Genomic DNA, 22783 nt, shown 5'->3' on the forward strand with positions numbered 1-22783 from the left:
GCTAGGCGGAATACCCGACAGCCTCTGGCGTGATTTCCTTCAGTTCTCCGTCCTCCAGCTCCAGCCAGCGCGTGATGCCGATCGACTCCAGGAACGGCAGGTCGTGACTGGCCACGATCAGCGCCCCCTCGTACGACTCCAGGGCCGTGGTCAGCTGCCGCACGCTCGCCATGTCGAGGTTGTTGGTCGGCTCGTCGAGCATGAGCAGCTGCGGCGCGGGCTCCGCCAGCATCAGCGCGGCCAGCGCCGCCCTGAAGCGCTCGCCGCCGGACAGTGTCGCCGCCTTCTGGTCGGCCCGGGCGCCCCGGAACAGGAAGCGGGCCAGCCGCGCCCGGATCCGGTTGTTGGTGGCGTCCGGCGCGAACCGGGCCACGTTCTCGGCGACGGTCAGCTCCCCGTCGAGAACGTCGAGCCGCTGCGGCAGGAACCGCAACGGCACATGCGTGCGTACGTCGCCCGACTCCGGGTCCAGCTCGCCGGTGATCGTGCGCAGCAGCGTGGTCTTGCCCGAGCCGTTGCGCCCGATCAGCGCGACCCGCTCGGGACCGCGCAGCTCGAAGCCGCCCTCCACACGGGCGCCGTACCGGAGCCCGAGATCCTGGAGGGTGAGGACGGTACGTCCCGGCGGCACGGCCGTGTACGGCAGGTCGACCCGGATCTCGTCGTCGTCCCGTACGGCCTCCACCGCCTCGTCGAGCCGCTCCCTGGCCTCGGCGAGCCTCTCCTCGTGCATGATGCGGTGCTTGCCCGCGGACTCCTGCGCCGCGCGCTTGCGTGCCCCCATGACGATCTTCGGCTCACGCTTCTGTTCGAACATCTTCTGCCCGTACCGCTTGCGGCGGGCCAGCTTGACCTGGGCGTCGGCCAGTTCGCGCTTCTGCTTGCGGAAGTCGGACTCGGCCACGCGCACCATGCGCTCGGCCGCCTCCTGTTCGACCGACAGAGCCTCCTCGTAGTCGGAGTAGTTGCCCCCGTACCAGGTGATCTCGCCGGAGCGCAGATCCGCGATCTGGTCCACGAGGTCCAGGAGTTCACGGTCGTGGCTGACGACGACCATCACGCCCGGCCAGGACTGGACGGCCGCGTACAGCCGCCTGCGCGCGTACAGGTCGAGGTTGTTGGTCGGCTCGTCCAGCAGCAGCACGTCGGGTCGGCGCAGCAGCAGCGCGGCCAGGCGCAGCAGGACCGACTCGCCGCCCGAGACCTCGCCGATGGTGCGGTCCAACTCGACGTGCCCGAGTCCGAGTTCGCCCAGGGTGGCCAGGGCGCGCTCCTCGACGTCCCAGTCGTCGCCGACGGTCTCGAAGTGCGCCTCGGCCACATCGCCCGCCTCGATGGCGTGCAGCGCGGCCCGCTGTGCGGCGATGCCGAGCGCCTGGTCGACGCGCAGGGCGGTGTCGAGCGTGACGTTCTGCGGGAGGTAGCCGACCTCGCCGGCCACGCGGACGGCGCCGTCGGCCGGTGCGAGCTCACCGGCGATCAGCTTCAACAGGGTGGATTTCCCCGACCCGTTGACACCGACCAGGCCGGTCCGGCCCGGGCCGAACGCGGCGTCCAGGCCCTCGAAGACGGAGGAGCCGTCGGGCCAGGTGAAGGAGAGGGACGTGACAGTGATGGAAGTAGGCATGCGGGCCTCTTTCGCGGTTGCTTGATGCGGTCAGGGGCAAACGCGTATCGAGACACCTGCGACCAGGGAGGAGGGACTCCACGGGCATGAGAAAAGCCCTGCACCGGAGGACGGCTCAGTCGCCGAGGTCGCACGCAGCGCACACACCTGATGGGTGTGACGCGGTGTCTCAGGACCTCAGACGAGCAACGTCCTTCTCCAATCGGCGGCAACAGGACGCTGTCCAACGTACGAGGGGGTGTCGGGCCTGTCAACGAATTAACGTGCGCCCCGAGCGTCCCGAGGAGGCCCCGTGACCGACGGCCCGCTCTCGCTGCCGGCCCGGCTCTGCCTGCTGGCCTGGGACTCCGCGCGTCCGCCGGCCGCCGACGCCGGCCGGCTGGCCGGCCTGGTGCGGGCCGGTGCCCTCACCGAACTGGCCCAGCGCGGCCTGCTCATCGACGAGGACGGCATCGCCACGCCGGTCGACCTCGACGCGCGCGCCGGTGACGCGGTCCTCGACGGGCTGCTGGAACTGGTCCACGAGTCGTGCCCGCACTCCTGGCGGACCTGGGTGACACTGCGGGCCCGGGTGACCCTCGACGCCGTGCGGGAGCAGCTCGTGGCCGGAGGGTATCTGCGGGCGGAGAAGAAGCGGGTCCTCGGCGTGTTCCCCTCCGTCGACCACGCACTGGAGCGGGTCACCGCCGTGGAGGCGCTGCGGGAGGAGACGCGGCGGATCCTCCGGGGACCGTGGCCCGTCGCCGAGACCTCCTGGCGCGACGCGGCGCTCGTCACCCTCACCGCGGCGGCGGACCTGCTGCCCGAGCAGGACGTCCACGCCCACGAGCAGCGCGTCGAGGAGCTGACCGAGCGAGCCGGGGCGACGGCGCCCGGGCTGCGGAAGATCGTGCGCGAGCTGCGTACGGCGGTGACGACGGAGCCGACACCATCCGCCCTGCGCTGACCACGCCCAGGCCGGATTCCCGCCGGCCACGGCCCCGTCCCGCTGCCTGGGACGCCGTGAGCGCCCGGCCGGTCGAGGACGCGGGGTCGCCGTCGTGGCCACCACCAGCACCGGGCTCGTCCGGGGTTCGGCGCGTCGGGCGGCGAACAGGTGGATCGCGACGGCGCCCTCGAAGCCGTCACCCGCATCGCCGGTGCCGGCCGTCGAGCGGAGGGCAACCCTGGTCCGCCGAGCCGCGCGGGAGCTGCTGGGCACGGGGACATACGGGTCTCTGATGGACTGGACTGCACGAGGTCAACACCCTGCCGGCACAGGGACGTCAGCTCAGCACGCGTCCCGCATCAGCTCCGCCAGGCCGTGGTCCAGATCCAGCTGGAGGTGCTCGAGACCGACCGGTACGAGTTCGCTCGTGGCCTCCAGGAACCGGCGTATCTCACTGGAGCGGACATGCACGACGGCGGTGCCCTCGGGGGCGTGGAACTCCAGCACGGTGCGGTCGTACCCGTACGGCCGCACCCGCACGTCGCCGTGTCCCTCGGCCTCCTTCAGGCCCGCGGCGAGCAGCTCGCGGGAGAAGGTCCAGCAGACCTCGACGCCCTCCAGCGTGGCCGGGGCGGGGAAGGTCATGCGGACGGCGAACGGGTCACGTCGGTCGTAGTGCAGCGTCGCGGGAATGCTCGGCATACGCGGCGCGGCGGCGACGAGACGGGCCTCCACGGGTTGCTCGATGACGATGGACAACGCCTTGCTCCCTTGTGACGGCTGGACGGACTTCCGGTCGGATTGCGGCCGGGCATTGGAAGAGACGCCGGATTCAGCCAATCCGTGCACACGAAGTGCGAGTGACCTCTGTCACCGTCTTCATGCACCAGAGTGACGTGACTCTCCTCATGTGCCACGGCGGGCACTTGTGGCGCCCGTCGAAACACCCGCCGCGTCCGTGAGGCCGTCTGGACGGCGACCGGACCGTGGGCTAGCTTCCCCGGCCATGAGGCGCTTGGGGAGCACGCGACGGACGGGACGAACACGGCGCAGGGTGACCGCTGCGGCGGCGTGCGCGGCGGCACTGGCCGCCCTGACCGCCGTACCGGCACAGGCGCACGAGCCGGAGCGCCGGGTGCCGCACTGGGAGCTGAAGGACACCGGCACCCCGGACGTACGGTTTCGCGGCCTCGCCGCCGTCGGCCGGAACACCGCCTGGGTCGCCGGGACCGGCGGCACCGTCCTGCGCACCACCGACGGCGGGGCGAGCTGGCGGAACGTCTCGCCCCCGGGCGCGGCGGAGTTGCAGTTCCGGGACGTCGAGGCGTTCGACGCGCGCCGGGCCGTGGTCCTGGCCATCGGTGAGGGAGAGGCGTCCCGGGTGTACCGCACCGACGACGGCGGGGCGACCTGGACGGAGTCCTTCCGCAACACCGACTCGAAGGCCTTCTACGACTGCCTCGCCTTCTTCGACTCCCGCCACGGCCTCGCCATGAGCGACCCGGTGGACGGGAGGTTCCGCATCCTGTCGACCGGCGACGGCGGCCGTACCTGGAAGGTGCTGCCCAACGCGGGCATGCCGGCCGCGCAGGAGGGCGAGGCCGGATTCGCGGCGAGCGGCCAGTGTCTGGTCACCTCCGGGCCGAAGGACGTCTGGCTCGCCACCGGCGGGGCCGCACGCGCGCGTGTACTGCACTCCGCCGACCGGGGGCACACCTGGACGGCCACCGACACGGCCCTCCCCGCGGGCGACCCGGCCCGCGGCGTCTTCGCGCTGGCCTTCCGCGACCGCGCCCACGGCCTCGCCGTCGGCGGTGACTTCCGCCCCGACCAGTCCTCGCCGCAGGCCGCCGCGCGCACCTCCGACGGCGGCCGCGCCTGGCGCCCCGCCGTCACGTCCCCGCCCGCCTACCGCTCCGGCGTCGCCTGGCTCCCGCACAGCCGCACCGCCGCCCTCGCCGTCGGCCCCACCGGCACCGACCTCACCGCGGACGGCGGCCGCACCTGGCGGACGGTCGACACCGGTTCCTACGACACCGTCGACTGCACCCCGCACCGAGGGTGCTGGGCCGTCGGCGAGAAGGGCCGGGTTGCCCGCCTGGAGCACTGAGCATGCGGACCGCCCTGACCGTTGGCAAGGTGGGTACCCGTTCACTGGTCGTGAAAGGAAGTGAGCGGCGATGCCACGCGGTTCGAGCTCCAAGCGGGAGCGTCAGTACGAACACATCAAGGAGAGCGCGCGGGACCGGGGCGAGAGCGCCGGCCGCGCCAAGGAGATCGCCGCGCGGACGGTGAACAAGGAACGCGCCCGCGCCGGCGAGTCGAAGACCGCGAGCCGGACCTCCACCCAGGACATGTCCTCCGGCAGGCGCGGCGGGCAGCGGTCGGGCCAGGGAGCCCAGGGCCCCACCTACGACCAGCTGTACCAGGAGGCCAGGCGCCGCGGTGTCGACGGCCGCTCCACGATGAACAAGAGCCAGCTGCGGCGCGCACTGGGCAAGTGAGGCCGTGCCTCCCGAGGCCGGCCGGACTCCCTGGTCCCGCCGGTCTTCGCGCTGCCCGTAGGCTCGGGCCCACCATGACGACCGTACGCATCCCCGAACACTGGCCCGTGACCGAGGAACAGGCCCGCGCCGTCCAGGACGAACTGCGTGAGCGCGTGATCCTCGACGAACCCGGACCGCCGCCCGGCACGGGCCATGTGACGGGGGTCGACGTGGCCTACGACGACGAACGGGACGTCGTCGCGGCGGCCGCGGTCGTCCTGGACGCGTCGAATCTCGAGGTCCTAGCGGAGGCCACCGCGGTGGGCCGCGTCTCCTTCCCCTATGTGCCCGGACTGCTCGCCTTCCGCGAGATCCCCACGGTCCTGGCCGCCCTCGACGCCCTGCCGCTCCCGCCGGGCCTGGTGGTCTGCGACGGCTACGGCCTCGCCCACCCCCGCCGCTTCGGCCTCGCCAGCCACCTCGGCGTCCTCACCGGCCTCCCCACGATCGGCGTGGCCAAGAACCCCTTCACCTTCGCCTACGACGACCCGGACACCCCGCGCGGCAGCGGCTCCGCGCTGCTCGCCGGCTCCGAGGAGGTCGGCCGCGCCCTGCGCACCCGGGAGGCGGTCAAGCCGGTCTTCGTCTCGGTCGGTCACCGCGTGACGCTCGACGGGGCCTGTGCCCACACCCTCGCCCTGACCCCCGCGTACCGCCTCCCGGAGACCACCCGCCGAGCGGACGCCCTCTGTCGCAAGGCCCTCCGGGAGACCTGTCGGCCCGTGTGATCTGAGTACCGGCTCTGAGTACCCGTACGGATGTCCGGCCGCGGCCCCGTCGGCAGGCTGGGGCGCATGACAACGCACCGCGCTCCCAAGCCTGTTGCCGGTCCGACCCAGACGGTCGAGCGGGCCGTCACGATAGGGCTCGTCCTGGCCGTGCTGGCAGGACTCGCCTGGATCGCCGGGATGATCTACACCCTCGCCGAGTGGCCGATGTAGGACGGATCCCCTCGGCAGTTCCTCGGCGCTCCCTCAGCGGGTCGACGCGACGCGGAAGCGGATCCCCGCCGCGCGCAGCCGGTCGATCAGCGCGTCGCCCATCGCGACCGCCGTGGTGAGCTGACCCGCCCGCTTCGGCAGATCGTCGAAGGCCAGGCACAGCGCCGACTCGGCGAGCATCTTCGCCGTCTCGTCGTACCCCGGATCGCCGCCCGAGACCTCCGTGTACACCCGCCGGCCGCCGCCCTCACCCACGAAGCGCAGGGAGAACCAGCTCTTCGCCCGCTTCTCGGGGCTCGGCCCGTCCCCGGGCTTGAGCCGGTCCGACAACCAGCGCCGCGCGGGCGGCACCTGAGCCGCCGCGACCAGCGCGCCGACGGCCGCGACCCCGCCCACCGCGACGGGCAGGTGCCGGACGGCCGCGTACTGCCGGTAGCGGAAGTCGGGGCCGTACCGCTCGAGGGCCGCCGCCGACCGCCGCACGATCTGCGGGTCGATGGTCGGCATCGGCAGCGCCCAGGCGCCGACCTCCTTGGCGAACCGGGGCGTACCCGTCGGCGCGGAGACCCGCCGTCCCACCAGCCGAGGCTCGTGCCGCCGCCGGTCCCGCACGGCCGCCGCCATCTCCCGCTGCCGGGCGAACTGGTTCAGGGCCGAGTTGAACGTGCCGCCCGAGAAGGCCGCGTCGGCGGTCACGAAGCCGTCCACGGTCAGCGGCACGTCCTCGGGCAGTTGCTGGACGGTGAAGTACACGCCCAGATCGTGCGGGATCGAGTCGAAGCCGGCGGCGTGCACCAGCCGGGCCCCGGTCTCACGCGCGCGTGCGTCGTGCCGGACGTACATCAGGTCCACGAACTCCGGTTCGCCCGCGAGGTCGAGGTAGTCGGTCCCGGCGTCCGCGCAGGCGGCCACGAGCTCCTCGCCGTACATCACGTACGGGCCGACCGTCGTGGCCACCACGCGCGCCTGCCCGGCGAGGGAGCGCAGCGAGGCCGGGTCGGAGACGTCCGCCCGCAGCACCCCCACCTCAGCGTCGTCCGGCAGCCGCTCGCGCAGCCGCTCCAGCTTCTCCGCGCTGCGGCCCGCGATCGCCCAGCGCAGCCCGTCCGGCGCGTGCGCGGCCAGATACTCCGCGGTGAGCACTCCGGCGAAACTGGTGGCTCCGAAGAGCACGATGTCGTACGGACGGTCCGTCCTGTTCAGCCTGCTCATGACACCCCTCGGTCGTGCAGCCCGTGCCGCTGTCGGTGGCCGAGGCTAGCGTGAGGGGTGCGGAGCCCGACGACGAGCCCGGAGGAACGACGATGGCCGTGCCCAGGAATGCCCTGAAGAAGTGGGAGAAAGTGCGCGAGTTCGCGCTGGGGCTGCCGGGTGCCGTCGAGGAGTTCCCCTGGGGCGAGTCCGTCGCGAAGGTCAACAAGAAGGTGTTCGTCTTCCTCGGCGTCCAGGACGGCAGTTACCCCCTGGGTGTGACGGTGAAGCTCAAGGACGAGACGGCCCACGCCCACGCCCTGGCCGGCCCCGGCGCCGAGCCCGCCGGTTACGGCCTGGGGAAGGCCGGCTGGGTGAGCATCCCCCTGGAGCGGCAGGGCGCTCCGGCCGCGGAGATGCTCTGCGACTGGGTGGAGGAGAGCTACCGGGTGATCGCACCGAAACGGCTGATAGCGGAACTGGACGGGGACTGACTCCGTCGGGCAGATTACTAAGCGCTTGCTCTCTTCAGGTCTTGTGCCGATCGGAACGCGTTCTTAGCATCACTGGTGTTACATCGGTTGTGTCACAGCACTGGGGGCTGGATGACCACGGCAAGGACGCCAGGACACGGCCCGCTCACCGGCGTGCGCGTCGTCGAGCTGGCCGGCATCGGGCCCGGCCCGTTCGCCGCCATGCTCCTGGCCGACCTCGGGGCCGACGTCGTGCGCGTGGACCGCCCCGGCGGCCCCGGACTCGCGATCGACCCGGCGTACGACGTCACCAACCGCAACAAGCGCTCGGTGGTCGTCGACCTGAAGTCCCCGGACGGCCCCGACCACGTGCTCGACCTCGCCGCCCGCGCCGACATCCTGGTCGAGGGCTACCGCCCCGGTGTCGCCGAGCGGCTGGGCGTCGGCCCCGAGGCCTGCCACGCCCGCAACCCGCGTCTCGTCTACGGCCGGATGACCGGCTGGGGGCAGGAGGGTCCGCTCGCCGAGCGCGCCGGGCACGACATCGCGTACATCGCCCCCACCGGCACGCTCGGCATGATCGGCCGGCCGGACGAGCCGCCGGCCGTCCCGGCCAACCTGCTCGGCGACTACGCGGGCGGCTCCCTGTACCTCGTCGTCGGCGTCCTCGCCGCCCTGAACCACGCGCGCGCGAGCGGCACCGGCCAGGTCGTCGACGCCGCCATCGTCGACGGCACCGCCCACCTCGCCACGATGATCCACGGCATGCTCGCCGCCGGCGGCTGGCAGGACCGCCGCGGCGCCAACCTCCTGGACGGCGGCTGCCCGTACTACGGGACGTACGAGACGGCCGACGGCCTGCACATGGCCGTCGGCGCCCTGGAGCCGCGGTTCTACGAGGAGTTCCTGGCCCTCCTCGGCATCGAGGACCAGGCCACGGCCCGCAAGGACGTCACCCGGTGGGGCGAACTGCGCGAAGAGATCGCGGTCCGCTTCAAGACCCGGACGCGGGACGAGTGGACGGCTGTCTTCGAGGGCTCCGACGCGTGCGTGGCGCCCGTCCTGTCCCTGCGCGAGGCCCCGCACCACCCGCATCTCGCCGCCCGCGGCACCTTCACCGACCACGGCGGCATCACCCAGCCCGCCCCGGCCCCCCGTTTCTCCGCGACCCCGACCTCCGTCCGCACCGGCCCGGCGCGGCCGGGCGCCGACACGGCGGACGTCGCCCGGGACTGGGACGTCCCCGGGCTCCTCCCAGCGTTCCGCAACCCTCAGTGAAAGGCCCTCTCGTGAGCACCGAAGCGTACGTGTACGACGCGATCCGCACCCCGCGCGGCCGCGGCAAGGCCAACGGCTCCCTGCACGGCACCAAGCCCATCGACCTGGTCGTCGGACTCATCCACGAGATCCGTGCCCGCTTCCCCGGCCTCGACCCGGCCGCCGTCGACGACATCGTGCTCGGCGTCGTCGGCCCGGTCGGCGACCAGGGCTCCGACATCGCCCGGATCGCCGCCATCGCCGCCGGACTGCCCGACACGGTGGCCGGCGTGCAGGAGAACCGCTTCTGTGCCTCGGGCCTCGAGGCCGTCAACCTGGCCGCCGCCAAGGTGCGTTCCGGCTGGGAGGACCTCGTCCTCGCGGGCGGCGTGGAGTCGATGTCCCGGGTGCCGATGGCCTCCGACGGCGGCGCCTGGTTCAACGACCCGATGACCAACCTCGACGTCAACTTCGTGCCCCAGGGCATCGGCGCCGACCTCATCGCCACCATCGAGGGCTTCTCCCGGCGGGACGTCGACGAGTACGCGGCGCTCTCCCAGGAGCGGGCCGCCACCGCCACGAAGGACGGCCGCTTCGAGAGGTCCGTCGTCCCGGTGAAGGACCGCAGCGGCCTCGTCGTCCTCGAGCACGACGAGTTCCCGCGCCCCGGCACCACCGCCGACTCCCTGGCCAAGCTCAAGCCGTCCTTCGCCGACATCGGCGAACTCGGCGGCTTCGACGCGGTCGCGCTCCAGCAGTACCACTGGGTGGAGAAGATCGACCACGTCCACCACGCGGGCAACTCCTCCGGCATCGTGGACGGCGCCTCGCTCGTCGCGATCGGCTCCAAGGAGGTCGGCGAGCGCTACGGCCTCACCCCGCGCGCCCGGATCGTCTCCGCCGCCGTGTCCGGCTCCGAGCCCACCATCATGCTCACCGGCCCCGCCCCCGCCACCCGCAAGGCCCTCGCCAAGGCCGGACTGACCATCGACGACATCGACCTCGTCGAGATCAACGAGGCGTTCGCGGCGGTCGTGCTGCGCTTCGTGAAGGACATGGGCCTGTCCCTGGACAAGGTCAACGTCAACGGCGGCGCGATCGCCCTCGGCCACCCCCTCGGCGCGACCGGCGCGATGATCCTCGGCACGCTCGTCGACGAACTGGAGCGCCAGGACAAGCGCTACGGCCTCGCCACCCTGTGCGTCGGCGGCGGCATGGGCGTCGCCACCATCGTCGAGCGCATCTGACCCCCTCCCGACGGATCACACGGAGCACCTCCACATGAGCACTGAATCCACCACCATCCGCTGGGAACAGGACCGCACCGGCCTCGTCACCCTCGTCATCGACGACCCGAACCAGTCCGCGAACACCATGAACCAGGCGTTCCGCGACTCGCTCGCCGCCGTCACCGACCGCCTGGAGGCCGAGAAGGACTCCATCCGGGGCGTCATCATCACCTCCGCCAAGAAGACCTTCTTCGCCGGCGGCGACCTGCGCGACCTGATCCGCGTCACCCCCGAGACGGCCCAGGAGCTGTTCGACGGCGGCATGGCGATCAAGCGGAACCTGCGCCGCATCGAGACCCTCGGCAAGCCGGTCGTCGCCGCGCTCAACGGCGCGGCCCTCGGCGGCGGTTACGAGATCGCCCTGGCCTGCCACCACCGCGTCGCGCTCGACGCGCCCGGCTCGAAGATCGGCTGCCCCGAGGTCACCCTCGGCCTGCTCCCCGGAGGCGGCGGCGTCGTCCGCACCGTCCGCCTGCTCGGCATCGCCGACGCCCTGCTGAAGGTCCTCCTCCAGGGCACCCAGTACAGCCCGCTCCGCGCGCGGGAGAACGGGCTCGTCGACGACGTCGCCGAGACCCAGGAGGAACTGCTCGCCAAGGCCCGCGCCTTCATCGACGCCAACCCGGAGTCCCAGCAGCCCTGGGACAAGCCGGGCTACCGGATCCCGGGCGGCACGCCCGCCAACCCCAAGTTCGCCGCGAACCTGCCCGCCTTCCCGGCGAACCTGCGCAAGCAGACGGGCGGCGCCCCCTACCCGGCGCCGCGCAACATCCTCGCCGCCGCCGTCGAGGGCTCCCAGGTCGACTTCGAGACCGCCCAGATCATCGAGGCCCGCTACTTCGTGGACCTCGCGGCCGGGCAGACGTCGAAGAACATGATCCAGGCCTTCTTCTTCGACCTCCAGGCCGTCAACTCCGGCGCCAACCGCCCCAAGGGCATCGAGCCCCGCAAGGTCCGCAAGGTCGCCGTCCTCGGCGCCGGCATGATGGGCGCGGGCATCGCCTACTCGTGCGCCCGCGCCGGCATCGACGTCGTCCTGAAGGACGTCTCCCTGGAGTCGGCCCTCAAGGGCAAGGGCTACTCCGAGAAGCTGTGCGCCAAGGCCGTCGCCAAGGGCCGTACGACCCAGCAGAAGGCCGACGCGCTGCTCGCCCGCATCACCCCCACCGCCGAGGCGCAGGACCTGGCCGGCTGCGACGCCGTGATCGAGGCCGTCTTCGAGGACACGTCCCTCAAGCACAAGGTGTTCCAGGAGATCCAGAACGTCGTGGCGCCCGACGCGCTGCTCTGCTCCAACACCTCCACCCTCCCCATCACCGCACTCGCCGAGGGCGTCGAGCGCCAGGGCGACTTCATCGGACTGCACTTCTTCTCGCCCGTCGACAAGATGCCGCTCGTCGAGATCATCAAGGGCGAGCGCACGGGGGAGGAGGCCCTGGCCCGCGCCTTCGACCTGGTCCGGCAGATCAACAAGACCCCGATCGTCGTCAACGACTCGCGCGGCTTCTTCACCTCCCGCGTCATCGGGCACTTCATCAACGAGGGCGTCGCCATGGTCGGCGAGGGCATCGAGCCCGCGTCGGTCGAGCAGGCCGCGGCGCAGGCCGGCTACCCGGCCAAGGTGCTGTCCCTGATGGACGAGCTGACGCTGACGCTTCCCCGCAAGATCCGGGGCGAGACGAAGCGGGCCGTGGAGGAGGCGGGCGGCACCTGGACGGCCCACCCCGCCGAGGCCGTGATCGACCGCATGGTCGACGAGTTCGGCCGCACGGGCCGCAGCGGCGGCGCCGGCTTCTACGACTACGGCGACGACGGCAAGCGCGCCGGGCTGTGGCCGGGACTGCGCGAGCACTACACCAAGCCCGGGTACCAGATCCCGTTCGAGGACATGAAGGAGCGCATGCTCTTCTCCGAGGCGCTGGACACCGTCCGGCTGCTGGAGGAGGGCGTGCTGACGTCGGTCGCCGACGCCAACATCGGCTCGATCTTCGGCATCGGCTTCCCGGGCTGGACCGGCGGCGTGCTCCAGTACATCAACGGCTACGACGGCGGCGCCGGGGCAGGTGTCGGCCTGCCCGGGTTCGTGGCACGCGCGCGTGAACTCGCCGAGCGCTACGGCGACCGGTTCGCCCCGCCCGCGCTGCTGGTGGACAAGGCGGAGAAGGGGGAGCGGTTCAGCGACTCAGCCCGCGGCTGACTCTTCCGAAGGCTCCGTGAGCCACTCGCCCAGCTCTTCCTTCAGCGACCGCTGAAAGGCCGTGAGGAGCGCCTGCACCACCAGAGGGTGCATGTGCGCCGACAGGGACCGCACGTCCCGGGCGTCACGCTCCGCCACCTCGCCCCGGAAGAGCTGGGAGAGTTCACGGGCCGCGGCGCGCGTGTGTTCGATGAGCACCGTGCGCGCCGCGAAGATCGCCTCCTGGGAGAGCGGCACGTCCAGCAGCCCGACGCCCAGCCGGAGCAGCCCGAGGTCGGCCTCGTACCCGTCGTCCCCGGGCCGGACCACGCCCATCGCGACCAGCCGCTCGACGTCCTCGGCGCCGAGCGGCCGCCCGGCCCGCCGCTCCAGCTCCTGCCGGGTGACCGTCTCGACGGTGTCCGGCGCCCAGGAGGCCACCACGGCACGGTGGATGGCGAGGTCGTGCGCGCTCAGGTCCGGTGGCAGTTGCCGCAGATAGCGCTCGATGCCCGACAGCGTCATGCCCTGCCGCTGCAACTCCTCGATCAGCGCCAGCCGGGCCAGGTGCTCCCGCCCGTAGTGGCCCACGCGCCGGGGTCCGAGCACCGGCGGCGGCAGCAGCCCCTTCGTGCCGTAGAAGCGGACCGTGCGCACCGTGACACCGGCCCGGGCGGCCAGCTCGTCGATCGTGAGGGTCGGCTCCTCGGTGTCGGTCGTCATGTGCAGCAGTATCGCTGTCTCACCAGTGCTGTGAAACCTCGCCGCATCCCCGTATGACCATGAAGTGAATGGTCGGTGACCGCTGTGCCTGTTCCTGGTGGACCTTGTGAGAAGTGACGCTGTGTGACGCCCGTCACCGAATGCGAGCAGACCGGTGTGGGAAGGTGCAGCCTTGGTCCGCGCCGCGTCATAAGGGTGGTGCGGACCATCGCACTGTACGGACCCCGGGCCCACGACGTCCGGGGTGATCCAGAGAGTGGAACCACCCGTGAGCAAGGACGCCGTCAACACGGCTGCGGCGACGCCGCGTACCGATGCGGCCCAGGTGCCCGCGGACGCGGGCGACGCCGGCTACAGCAAGGACCTCAAGCCCCGCCACGTCAACATGATCGCCATCGGTGGCGCGATCGGCACCGGACTCTTCCTGGGTGCCGGCGGGCGGCTGCACAACGCGGGCCCGGCGCTGGCGATCGCCTACCTGGTGTGCGGCATCTTCGCCTTCTTCGTCGTGAAGGCCCTCGGCGAACTCGTGCTCTACCGCCCCTCCTCGGGCTCCTTCGTGTCGTACGCGCGCGAGTTCCTCGGGGAGAAGGGCGCCTACGTCGCCGGCTGGATGTACTTCCTGAACTGGTCGACCACCGGCATCGCCGACATCACCGCGATCGCGCTCTACACGCACTACTGGAGCCTGTTCACCGACATCCCGCAGTGGGTGCTCGCGCTGATCGCCCTCGCGGTCGTGCTGGCCGTGAACCTGATCTCGGTGAAGATCTTCGGCGAGATGGAGTTCTGGTTCTCGATCATCAAGGTCGCCACGCTCGTCGGCTTCATGCTCATCGGCATCTTCCTGCTCGCCACGCAGCACAAGGTGGGCGGCCAGACGCCGGGCATGAGCGTGATCACGGAGAACGGCGGCGTCTTCCCGCACGGCATGATGCCCGTCGTCCTGGTCATGCAGGGCGTGATCTTCGCGTACGCCGCGCTGGAGCTGGTCGGTGTAGCCGCGGGTGAGACCGCCGAGCCGGAGAAGGTCGTGCCGCGCGCGGTGAACTCGATCATGTGGCGGGTCGGGCTCTTCTACGTCGGCTCGGTCGTCCTGCTGGCCCTGCTCCTGCCCGGCTCGGTCTACTCGGCCGACCAGAGCCCCTTCGTCACGGTGCTGTCGAAGATCGGCATCCCCGCGGCGGGCGACGTGATGAACCTGGTGGTCCTCACGGCGGCGATGTCCTCCCTCAACTCCGGCCTGTACTCCACGGGCCGCATCCTCCGCTCGATGGCGATGGCGGGCTCGGCCCCGAACTTCACCGCCCGCATGAACCGCAGCCAGGTCCCCTACGGCGGCATCCTGCTCACCTGCGCGGTGTGTGTGCTCGGCGTCGGCCTGAACTACCTGGTGCCGGCCCAGGCCTTCGAGATCGTGCTGAACGTCGCCTCCCTCGGCATCATCAGCACCTGGGTGATCATCATGATCTGCCACCTGGTCTTCGTCCGCCGCGCCAAGGCGGGCCTGCTCGACCGCCCCACCTTCCGCCTCCCCGGCAGCCCGGTCACGGAGATCACCACGATCGTCTTCCTGCTGGCCTGCCTCGGCATGATGTGGAACGACCCCGCGGTCGGCCGCAAGACCCTCCTGCTCGTCCCCGTCATCGCGGCCATGCTGGTCGCGGGCTGGTTCGGCATCCGCCGCAGGGTCTCCGCGACGGCGGACCAGGAGCTGTCGCAGCTCACGAAGTAGCGCCGAGCCGACGGTGGCGTCATGCCGGGATCAGGTCTGTCCGGGGTGATGCCACCGTTGAGTGAGACGGGCCCGGCTCAGCCCTGCCCGTCGAAGCTCCGTACCAGGCACTCGGTCAGGCGTTCCGCGATCGACCCGTCGGGATCCAGTCGGGGGTTGAAGATCGCGACATCGAGGCCCACCGCTCCGTCGTCCGAGAGTGCCGTGCGCAGGACGGCTTCCAGTTCCTGCCAGGTCAGGCCGCCCGGGAGTCGGTAGTCGACGGCGGGCATGGCCGTGTCGTCCAGTACGTCGACGTCGAGGTGGATCCAGTAGCCGGTGCCGGTCAGCATCTCGACCGCGCGCCGGGCCGCCTCGGCCGCCCCCAGGGCACGGACGGTGACCAGGTCCATCGCGTGCAGGGCAGGCGGCAGCGGCTGCATGCCGTAGGAGGCGGACTCCTCCGCGTCCCGGAACCCCAGGGCGACGACGTCCTCGTCGCGCACCAGGGGGCCCCGGCCCTCCAGGTCGGCCAGGACGCGTGGGCCGCGCCCGGTGGCCAGGGCGAGTTCCATGGAGGCCGCCTCACCGGCCGGTTCCGCCGACGGCTGGTAGAAGTCGGTGTGCCCGTCGAGGAAGAGCAGCCCGTGCCGGTCCCGGCGGCGCAGCGCGAGCAGGTTGCCGAGGAGCACGCTGCAGTCACCGCCCAGCACCAGAGGGAAGCGGCCGTCATCGAGGACCGCGGTGACCGCGTCGGCCAACGCGACGGAGTACCCGGCGATGCCGCCCGGGTTGAGAACCCCGGTGTCCGGATCCCGCTCAGGGTCGTACGCCGGCGGCTCCACCCGGCCCGCCCGCACCGCTCCCAGCCCCTCGGCCAGCCCGGCCCCGAGCAGCGCCTCCGGCAGTCCCTCGACCCCGGTCGGCCGTAGCCCCAGCACGGACGGGGCCTCGATGATCGCCACATCCCGCACGCCCGGCTCCCTTCACCGGCCGGCCGACGCGCCGCCCGGGCCCATACGCCTCACGCGCATGGGCCCACCGTAGACCGCCGTGCGGGAGCAGGCGCGTCAGTGCTCGTGCCCGCCGCTCCCGTGCCGCGCGTGCTCGTGCGCCCCGTTCGTCGCGGTGATCTTCTTCCACGACTTCGGCCGCGACACCGTCCCCCCGGCCTTCGCCACGGACGCGGTCCGGGCCGCCGCCGACGCCGGCTTGGACGCCTCGAACAGCCACGTGTCGAACAGCGCGGCCAGGGGCTTGCCTGACACCTCCTCGGCGTAGCGCCGGAAGTCGGCGACCGACGCGTTGCCATGGGCGTACTTCTGCGGCCAGCCCTTGAGGATCGCGAAGAACGCCTCGTCACCGATCTCGTTGCGCAGCGCCTGGACGGCCAGCGCGCCCCGGTCGTAGACCGCCGCGTCGAACTGGTTCTCCGGACCCGGGTCCCCGGGCTTCACCGTCCAGAACTCGTCGTCCGCCGGATGCGAGGCGTACACGTAGTCGGCGAGTTCCTGCGCCGTGCCCTCACCCTCGTGCTCGGACCACAGCCACTGCGCGTACCGCGCGAACCCCTCGTTGATCCAGATGTCCTTCCAGCCCTTGAGGGACACGTCGTCCCCGTACCACTGGTGGGCGATCTCATGGACGACGAGGGACACGTTCGACCCGTTCGCGAACTGCCGCGGGCTGTAGTACGGGCGGGTCTGGGTCTCCAGCGCATAGCCCGTGGTGGTGTTCGGAACGTATCCGCCGAGCGCGTTGTAGGGGTACGGGCCGAAGTACCCGGACAGCCAGTCCGCGATCTCCCCGGTCCGTTCGATGCTCGCCCGCGCCGCGCCGGCGTGGTCGCCCAGGTCCTTGCTGTAGGCGTTGAGGACCGGAATGCCGCTCTCGGTCGTGCCCGTCGTGATGTCGAACTTCCCGACCGCGAGCGTGGCGAGGTACGTGGCCTGCGGCTTGGTGGAGCGCCAGTTCCAACGGGTCCAGCCGAGGCGTGAACTCGTCGACTGGAGCGTGCCGTTGGAGATGGCCTGCGTACCGTCCGGAACCAGTACGGACACGTCGTAGGTGGCCTTGTCGAGCGGGTGGTCGTTGCCCGGGAACCACCACGCCGCGGCCTCGGGCTCGTTCGCCGCGACCCCGCCGTCCGGAGTGCGGTGCCAGCTGGTGAAACCGTAGGCCTGCTTCGACGACGGCACGCCGCGGTAGCGCACGACGACCGTGACGGACGTGCCCTTGGCCAGCGGCGCCCTCGGTGTGATCTCCAGCTCGTGCTCGCCCGAGGTCGTGAACGAGGCCTTCGCGCCGTTGACGCGCACCTCGCCGACGTCCAGCAGGAAGTCCAGATTGAAGCTCGACAGCTCCTGTGTGGTGCGGGCGACGAGGGTCGCCGTGCCCTCCAGTTCGTCCGTGGCCGGCTGGTACTTCAGCCGGAGGTCGTAGTGGGAGACGTCGTATCCGCCGTTCCCGTAGGCCGGGTAGTAGGGGTCGCCGATACCCGGCGCGCCGGGGGAGTGGGGCGCGGCCGACGCCGGGATCGCCAGCAGGAGAACGGCCGCTGCCAGGGCTCCCGGCGCGATGATTCTGCGGTGCACGCAAGGCTCCAAGTCGTAGGTCCCGAAAGCTGTCCGGAGCCTATTGACTCCCTGTGTCACTAGTCATGTCCATGGTCCCTGCTGTCACACGATCGCCATTCGGCCGACATGAGGCACCCGCCCCTCGGGCCCCTGCGGGACACGCCGGTCCGTCAGCTGCCCTCTTCTGAACAGGAGTTCACCGATGTAGCGTCCGGCGCATGCCGAAACGCACGCGCTTCACGACCTGGAGACCGCTCGCGACGGCGGCCACCGCCGCCCTCTTGGCCACCCTGCTCACCCCGGCCGCGGCCCAGGCCGCCCCGCGCGGGAGCGAACCCGTCTACTCGTACGACAAGGCCGTCCGCGAGGCCGTCTGGGTGGACACCGGACTCGACGGGAACGGCGACGGGAAGGCCGACCGGGTCGCCGTCGACATCGTCCGCCCCCGCGAACCCGCCCGGCAGGGCCGCAAGATCCCCGTGATCATGGACGCCAGCCCGTACTACTCCTGCTGCGGGCGCGGCAACGAGAGCCAGCGCAAGACGTACGACGCGAACGGCGACGTCGTCCAGATGCCGCTGTACTACGACAACTACTTCGTGCCCCGCGGCTACGCCTTCGTCGGCGTCGACCTGGCCGGAACCAACCGCTCCGACGGCTGTGACGACGTCGGCGGCCGCTCCGACATCCAGTCGGCGAAGGCCGTCGTCGACTGGCTGAACGGCCGCGCCAAGGCCTACACGACCCGCACCGGCACCACCCGCGCCAAGGCCGGCTGGACCAACGGCCGCACCGGCATGATCGGCAAGAGCTGGGACGGCACCATCGCCAACGGCGTCGCCGCCACCGGCGTCAAGGGCCTGAAGACCATCGTCCCGATCAGCGCCATCTCCTCCTGGTACGACTACTACTTCCAGCAGGGCGCCCCGCTCTACGACTCCGGCCCCGAGTGGCTGTCCGACTACGTCAACAGCCCCGACGCCCGCGAGAAGTGCGGCGCCGTGCAGCAGAAGCTCGTCGACGGGGCCCCGCGCACCGGTGACTGGACCCCGCTGTGGACCGAGCGCGACTACGTGAAGAACGCGAAGAAGGTCAGGGCCAGCGTCTTCCTGATCCACGGCATGCAGGACCTCAACGTGCGCATGAAGCACGTCGGCCAGTGGTGGGACGCCCTCGCGAAGCACGGCGTCGAGCGCAAGATCTGGCTCTCCCAGACCGGCCACGTCGATCCCTTCGACTTCCGCCGCGCCACCTGGGTCGACACCCTGCACCGCTGGTTCGACCACGAACTCATGGGCTACGACAACGGCATCGACCGCGAGCCCATGGCCGACATCGAACGCCACCCCGACCAGTGGAGCACCTCCGAGGTCTGGCCGCCGGCCGGCACCCGGGCCACCACCCTGCGCCCCGACCGGGGAGCCCAGCCCGGCGTCGGCACCCTCGGCCTGGGCCGCGGCCACGGCACCGAGACGTTCACCGACGACCCGAAGCTGAGCGAGACCGACTGGGCCACTCAGATCGACAAGTCGACACCGGAGAAGGCCGGGTTCGCCACCGGGCCGCTCACCCGCGACCTGCGCCTGTCCGGCTCCTCCGAGGTCACCGTCACCGCGACACCGTCCACCCCGACGGCCCATCTCTCGGCCGTCCTCGTGGACATCGGCCCCGACACCATCCGCGACTACGCCGACGCCGGCGAGGGCATCACCACCCTCCCGGACCGCACTTGCTGGGGCGCGAGCACCGCCGGCGACAGCTCCTGCTTCAAGGAGGCGAAGGCCAAGACCGCCGACGTCGACTACACGGTCGTCAGCCGCGGCTGGGCCGACCTCGGCAACCACGCCTCGGACGACAAGGGCTCCCCGCTCACCCCGGGCAGGCGGTACACGATCACCCTCGATCTGGCGGCGACCGACCATGTCGTCCCGAAGGGCCACCGCCTGGCCCTGATCGTCGCGGGCACCGACCAGGGCCTCATCGACCCTCCCGCCGACACGCCGAAGCTCTCGCTCGACCTCTCCCGCACCTCGGCCGACGTGCCGTTCGTCGGCGGACCCGCCGCCTTCGCCCGCGCCACCGCGGGTTCCGCGCTCACCCCGCCCGTCGCCGCGCTCCTGGACGGCGTACGGGAACCGCGCACCACCCACCGCGTCCCGGAGGGAACCCAGTGAACCGCGTCCGCGCCCTGACCCTGACCGCCGCCGCCCTCGCCGCGTCCCTGGTCGCCGTCCCCGCACAGGCGACCACGGCGACCGACTCCCCGCCGCGCACCGGCTTCGAGCGGACCGACGGCGCCCGCTGGACCACCCAGCCCGAGGAACAGGACTTCCTCAGGGCCGTCGACCGCTCCAGCAGCCGGGTCTCCCTGACCCGCTTCGGCACGACGAAGCAGGACCGCCCGCTCCAGGTCGTGCGGATCGGCACCGGCCCGAGCCCGAACAAGGTGCTCCTCGTCTGCAGCCAGCACGGCGACGAACCCTCCGGCCGCGAAGCCTGTCTGACCACCGTCCGCGACCTCGCGTACGCCCGCGACAGCCGCACCCGGCGCTTCCTGGACCGCACCACCGTCCTGGTCGTGCCCACCGCCAACCCCGACGGCCGGGCCGCGAACACCCGCGGCAACAGCGACGGGGTCGACATCAACCGCGACCACCTCGCCCTCAAGACCGCCGAGGGCCGCGCCCTGGCCGCGCTCATCCGCGACCAGCGCCCCGACATCATCTACGACCTGCACGAATACGGAGCAACACCCCAGTACTACGATAAAGCCCTCTTCGACCTGTGGCCGCGCAACCTCAACACCCACGACGCGGTCCACGACGAGGCGAAGACCCTCTCCGAGGCCTACGTCCGCCCCGCGGCGCAGCGGGCCGGCCACTCGACCGGCACCTACGGCATCTGGACCGACCCCGAGACCGGCGAACCGGTCAAACAGGTCGCCGGAGACGGACAGGAGCGCATTCTGCGCAATATGTCCGGTGTGAAGCATGCGATCGGACTGCTCATCGAGAGCCGCGTGGACCCGCTCACCGAAGCGGAGAAGGCGGACGAGGCGCTGAACAACCGGCGCCGGGTCACCTCCCAACTGGACGCCCTCAAGGGCCTGTTCGGATACACCGAGCAGCGCCGGGACCGCATCGAGGCGACGACGGCCGAGGCCCGGCTCGCCGGCTACACGGCCACCGGCCCGGTCTACGTCGGCGGCGCCGACAACGACACGCCCGAACCCGCCGAGGTGATCCAGAACCCGCCCTGTGGCTACCGCCTCACCGCCGCGCAGTACGCCGAGGTCGGCGACGAACTCGCACTGCACGGTGTGCGCGTACGACGGGACGCCGAGGGCGTGCTCGTACCCCTGCGCCAGCCCCTGCGGGCGCTCGTCCCGCTGCTGCTCGACGGGCGGGCCACCTACCACCTGACCGAGACCGAGTCCGAAACGCAATGTTGAGAGGGGTGTAATTGCGCCACACGTGGTAGGGGCGTTACGGAGGATTTACCTTCCTCCTACGTTCAATGAAAGGTGCCGCCAGTGACACACGACCGACCAAGCGAGAACGATCCCCAGGGGGGAGGCGCGCTGCCGGGTTCGGAAGCCGGCCTCCCCGGTCAGGAGGGGCCCCAGACCGACCGGATCGTGTTCGGTGTCACGGCGGCTCTCACCCTCGCCTTCGTGATCTGGGGCGCCACGGCGACCGACTCGCTCGAATCCGTCTCCTCCAGCATGCTCAGCGGGCTGATGCACAACGGCGGCTGGGCGTTCATGCTCGCCGCCTCCGGCTTCGTCGTGTTCGCCCTCTGGCTCGCGATCAGCCGTTACGGCCGTATCCACCTCGGTGCGGAGGGTGAGGAGCCCGAGTTCCGCACGGTGTCCTGGGTCGCGATGATGTTCAGCGCGGGTATGGGCATCGGCCTGATGTTCTACGGCGTGAGCGAGCCGCTGTCGCATTACTCGACGCCCCCGCCGGGCACCGACCCGGCCGACTCCGGCGAACGCATGGAGACGGCCATGGCCACCACCCTGTTCCACTGGACGCTCCATCCTTGGGCGATCTATGCCGTGGTGGGCCTGGCCATCGCCTACAGCACCTTCCGCAGGCGGCGCCGCCAGACCATCAGCGCCGTCTTCACCCCGCTCATCGGCAAGAAGCACGCGAACGGCTCCGCCGGCCGCGTCATCGACATCCTCGCGATCGTCGCGACCATCTTCGGCTCCGCCGCGTCCCTGGGGCTCGGCGCGCTCCAGATCGGCTCCGGTGTGCAGGAGCTGAAGTGGATGGACAAGGTGAGCACCGGGCTGCTCGTCACGATCATCGCGGTGCTGACCCTGGCCTTCGTCGCGTCCGCGATCTCCGGTGTGGAGAAGGGCATTCAGTGGCTGTCCAACACCAACATGGTGCTGGCGCTGGTCCTCGCCCTGTTCGTGTTCGTGGCGGGCCCGACCATCATCGTCCTCGACCTGCTGCCGACGTCGGTCTTCGCCTACCTCGGCGACCTGCCCCAGCTGGCCGGCCGTACGGAGGCCAGCGGCGGGGAGGGCGTCGCGGACTGGCTGGGCAGCTGGACCGTCTTCTACTGGGCGTGGTGGATCTCCTGGACGCCGTTCGTCGGCATGTTCATCGCCCGCATCAGCCGGGGCCGGACCATCCGGCAGTTCATCGGCGGCGTCATCCTCGTGCCCAGCACGGTCAGCCTGATCTGGTTCGCGATCTTCGGCGGCTCGGCGATGAAGCTGCAGGAGGAGGGCAGGCTCGGCAAGGAGGCGACCGCGGAGGGCCAGCTCTTCGACGTGCTGCAGCAGTTCCCCATCGCCACCGTCACCAGCCTGCTGGTGATGGTCCTCGTCGGCATCTTCTTCGTCTCGGGTGCCGACGCGGCGTCGATCGTCATGGGCACGCTCTCGCAGAAGGGCGCGCTCGAACCCGGCCGCCTGGTGGTGGTGTTCTGGGGCGTCGTCACCGGTGCGGTGGCCGCGATCATGCTGCTCGTCGGCAGCGGCTCCGGCGACGCGCTGACAGGTCTGCAGAACCTCACCATCCTCGCGGCGGCGCCGTTCGTCGTCGTGATGACCTTCATGTGCGTCGCCCTCATGCGCGATCTGCGCCGCGACCCGGTGATCGTGCGTGAGCAGATGGGCTCCGAGGCCGTCGAGATGGCCGTGATGGAAGGCCACACGAAGTACGACGGCGACTTCGAGTTCCGAGTCGGCCCGGGCCGCGGCCCGGACGTCGAGGGCGACCCCATCGGCAAGCACTGACCCGATCGACCGCCCTGCCGGATGCCCCCGACCGGGGCGTCGGAGCCCGACGGCTCCGATGCCTCGGGCCGGGGGCATCCGGCTT

At 71.3% G+C, this 22783-nt stretch carries 19 protein-coding genes; 13 read left to right on the plus strand and 6 right to left on the minus strand.

Translation table 11 applies throughout. The features are described 5' to 3' along the window. Window position 1: 1 nt before the first annotated feature. On the minus strand, window positions 2-1627 hold the full coding sequence (locus tag ACFT4A_RS05650; protein ID WP_382826253.1) for an ABC-F family ATP-binding cassette domain-containing protein: 1626 nt from the start codon (window positions 1625-1627) through the stop codon (window positions 2-4). A 292-nt stretch (window positions 1628-1919) separates the two neighbouring features. Here ACFT4A_RS05650 and ACFT4A_RS05655 point away from each other — a divergent pair, with 292 nt between their 5' ends. After that, a complete protein-coding gene (locus ACFT4A_RS05655; protein WP_382826255.1) occupies window positions 1920-2573 on the plus strand; it encodes a GPP34 family phosphoprotein in 654 nt (217 codons plus the stop codon). Between the two features lie 324 nt (window positions 2574-2897). On the opposite strand, the gene ACFT4A_RS05660 is transcribed toward ACFT4A_RS05655, so the two are convergent. After that, window positions 2898-3314, minus strand: coding sequence for an SsgA family sporulation/cell division regulator (locus ACFT4A_RS05660; protein WP_382826257.1), 417 nt, complete (start codon window positions 3312-3314; stop codon window positions 2898-2900). 247 nt (window positions 3315-3561) lie between these two features. Between ACFT4A_RS05660 and ACFT4A_RS05665 the strand changes: the two genes are divergently transcribed. The 4 genes from ACFT4A_RS05665 to mmpA all read left to right on the plus strand — a co-directional run bounded on the left by ACFT4A_RS05665 (window position 3562) and on the right by mmpA (window position 6042). Continuing rightward, window positions 3562-4665 carry a WD40/YVTN/BNR-like repeat-containing protein gene (locus ACFT4A_RS05665; protein WP_382826259.1) on the plus strand — a complete coding sequence of 368 codons (1104 nt, stop codon included), beginning with the start codon at window positions 3562-3564 and terminating at the stop codon, window positions 4663-4665. A gap of 70 nt (window positions 4666-4735) precedes the next feature. Then, complete coding sequence (locus ACFT4A_RS05670; protein ID WP_382826261.1) at window positions 4736-5059, plus strand: plasmid stabilization protein; 324 nt, start codon at window positions 4736-4738, stop codon at window positions 5057-5059. A gap of 74 nt (window positions 5060-5133) precedes the next feature. Further along, window positions 5134-5829 carry an endonuclease V gene (locus ACFT4A_RS05675; protein WP_382826263.1) on the plus strand — a complete coding sequence of 232 codons (696 nt, stop codon included), beginning with the start codon at window positions 5134-5136 and terminating at the stop codon, window positions 5827-5829. Between the two features lie 66 nt (window positions 5830-5895). After that, the gene (gene mmpA, locus ACFT4A_RS05680; protein WP_382826265.1) at window positions 5896-6042 is read left to right on the plus strand and encodes a morphogenic membrane protein MmpA; all 147 of its coding nucleotides are present in this window, start codon (window positions 5896-5898) and stop codon (window positions 6040-6042) included. 33 nt (window positions 6043-6075) lie between these two features. Here mmpA and ACFT4A_RS05685 read toward each other — a convergent pair whose 3' ends face one another. Then, on the minus strand, window positions 6076-7254 hold the full coding sequence (locus ACFT4A_RS05685) for a saccharopine dehydrogenase family protein (protein WP_382826266.1): 1179 nt from the start codon (window positions 7252-7254) through the stop codon (window positions 6076-6078). Between the two features lie 92 nt (window positions 7255-7346). On the opposite strand from ACFT4A_RS05685, the gene ACFT4A_RS05690 reads away from it, so the two are divergent. The 4 genes from ACFT4A_RS05690 (at window position 7347) to ACFT4A_RS05705 (ending at window position 12449) form a co-directional block, all read left to right on the plus strand. Continuing rightward, window positions 7347-7727 (plus strand): MmcQ/YjbR family DNA-binding protein, encoded by a 381-nt coding sequence (locus ACFT4A_RS05690; RefSeq protein WP_382826268.1) that lies wholly within the window; start codon window positions 7347-7349, stop codon window positions 7725-7727. Window positions 7728-7838: 111 nt separating this feature from the next. Continuing rightward, entirely contained in the window at window positions 7839-8984 is a 1146-nt protein-coding gene (locus ACFT4A_RS05695) for a CaiB/BaiF CoA transferase family protein (protein WP_382826270.1), read from the plus strand. An 11-nt stretch (window positions 8985-8995) separates the two neighbouring features. Then, a complete protein-coding gene (locus tag ACFT4A_RS05700; RefSeq protein ID WP_382826272.1) occupies window positions 8996-10210 on the plus strand; it encodes an acetyl-CoA C-acetyltransferase in 1215 nt (404 codons plus the stop codon). A gap of 34 nt (window positions 10211-10244) precedes the next feature. Beyond that, on the plus strand, window positions 10245-12449 hold the full coding sequence (locus ACFT4A_RS05705) for a 3-hydroxyacyl-CoA dehydrogenase NAD-binding domain-containing protein (protein ID WP_382826274.1): 2205 nt from the start codon (window positions 10245-10247) through the stop codon (window positions 12447-12449). On the opposite strand, the gene ACFT4A_RS05710 is transcribed toward ACFT4A_RS05705, so the two are convergent. Further along, window positions 12435-13151: a MerR family transcriptional regulator gene (locus tag ACFT4A_RS05710; RefSeq protein WP_382826276.1), complete on the minus strand. Its 717-nt coding sequence runs from the start codon at window positions 13149-13151 to the stop codon at window positions 12435-12437. The genes ACFT4A_RS05705 and ACFT4A_RS05710 overlap by 15 nt on opposite strands. 268 nt (window positions 13152-13419) lie before the next feature. Here ACFT4A_RS05710 and ACFT4A_RS05715 point away from each other — a divergent pair, with 268 nt between their 5' ends. Continuing rightward, entirely contained in the window at window positions 13420-14886 is a 1467-nt protein-coding gene (locus ACFT4A_RS05715) for an amino acid permease (protein ID WP_382826278.1), read from the plus strand. Window positions 14887-14963: 77 nt separating this feature from the next. Here ACFT4A_RS05715 and ACFT4A_RS05720 read toward each other — a convergent pair whose 3' ends face one another. Both ACFT4A_RS05720 and ACFT4A_RS05725 read right to left on the minus strand, forming a co-directional pair. Next, the gene (locus ACFT4A_RS05720) at window positions 14964-15839 is read right to left on the minus strand and encodes an arginase family protein (protein ID WP_382826280.1); all 876 of its coding nucleotides are present in this window, start codon (window positions 15837-15839) and stop codon (window positions 14964-14966) included. 96 nt (window positions 15840-15935) lie between these two features. Continuing rightward, complete coding sequence (locus ACFT4A_RS05725) at window positions 15936-17459, minus strand: M1 family metallopeptidase (RefSeq protein WP_382826282.1); 1524 nt, start codon at window positions 17457-17459, stop codon at window positions 15936-15938. Window positions 17460-17659: 200 nt separating this feature from the next. Between ACFT4A_RS05725 and ACFT4A_RS05730 the strand changes: the two genes are divergently transcribed. The 3 genes from ACFT4A_RS05730 (at window position 17660) to ACFT4A_RS05740 (ending at window position 22698) form a co-directional block, all read left to right on the plus strand. Continuing rightward, window positions 17660-19615 (plus strand): Xaa-Pro dipeptidyl-peptidase, encoded by a 1956-nt coding sequence (locus ACFT4A_RS05730; RefSeq protein ID WP_382826284.1) that lies wholly within the window; start codon window positions 17660-17662, stop codon window positions 19613-19615. Beyond that, window positions 19612-20892 carry a M14 family metallocarboxypeptidase gene (locus tag ACFT4A_RS05735; protein ID WP_382826286.1) on the plus strand — a complete coding sequence of 427 codons (1281 nt, stop codon included), beginning with the start codon at window positions 19612-19614 and terminating at the stop codon, window positions 20890-20892. The genes ACFT4A_RS05730 and ACFT4A_RS05735 overlap by 4 nt, the downstream gene beginning before the upstream one ends. Window positions 20893-20973: 81 nt before the next feature. After that, window positions 20974-22698 carry a BCCT family transporter gene (locus ACFT4A_RS05740; protein WP_382826288.1) on the plus strand — a complete coding sequence of 575 codons (1725 nt, stop codon included), beginning with the start codon at window positions 20974-20976 and terminating at the stop codon, window positions 22696-22698. Window positions 22699-22783 lie beyond the last annotated feature (85 nt).

It is taken from the genome of Streptomyces sp. NPDC057099, from assembly GCF_042671245.1.
In the GTDB taxonomy this organism is placed as follows: domain Bacteria; phylum Actinomycetota; class Actinomycetes; order Streptomycetales; family Streptomycetaceae; genus Streptomyces; species Streptomyces purpurascens.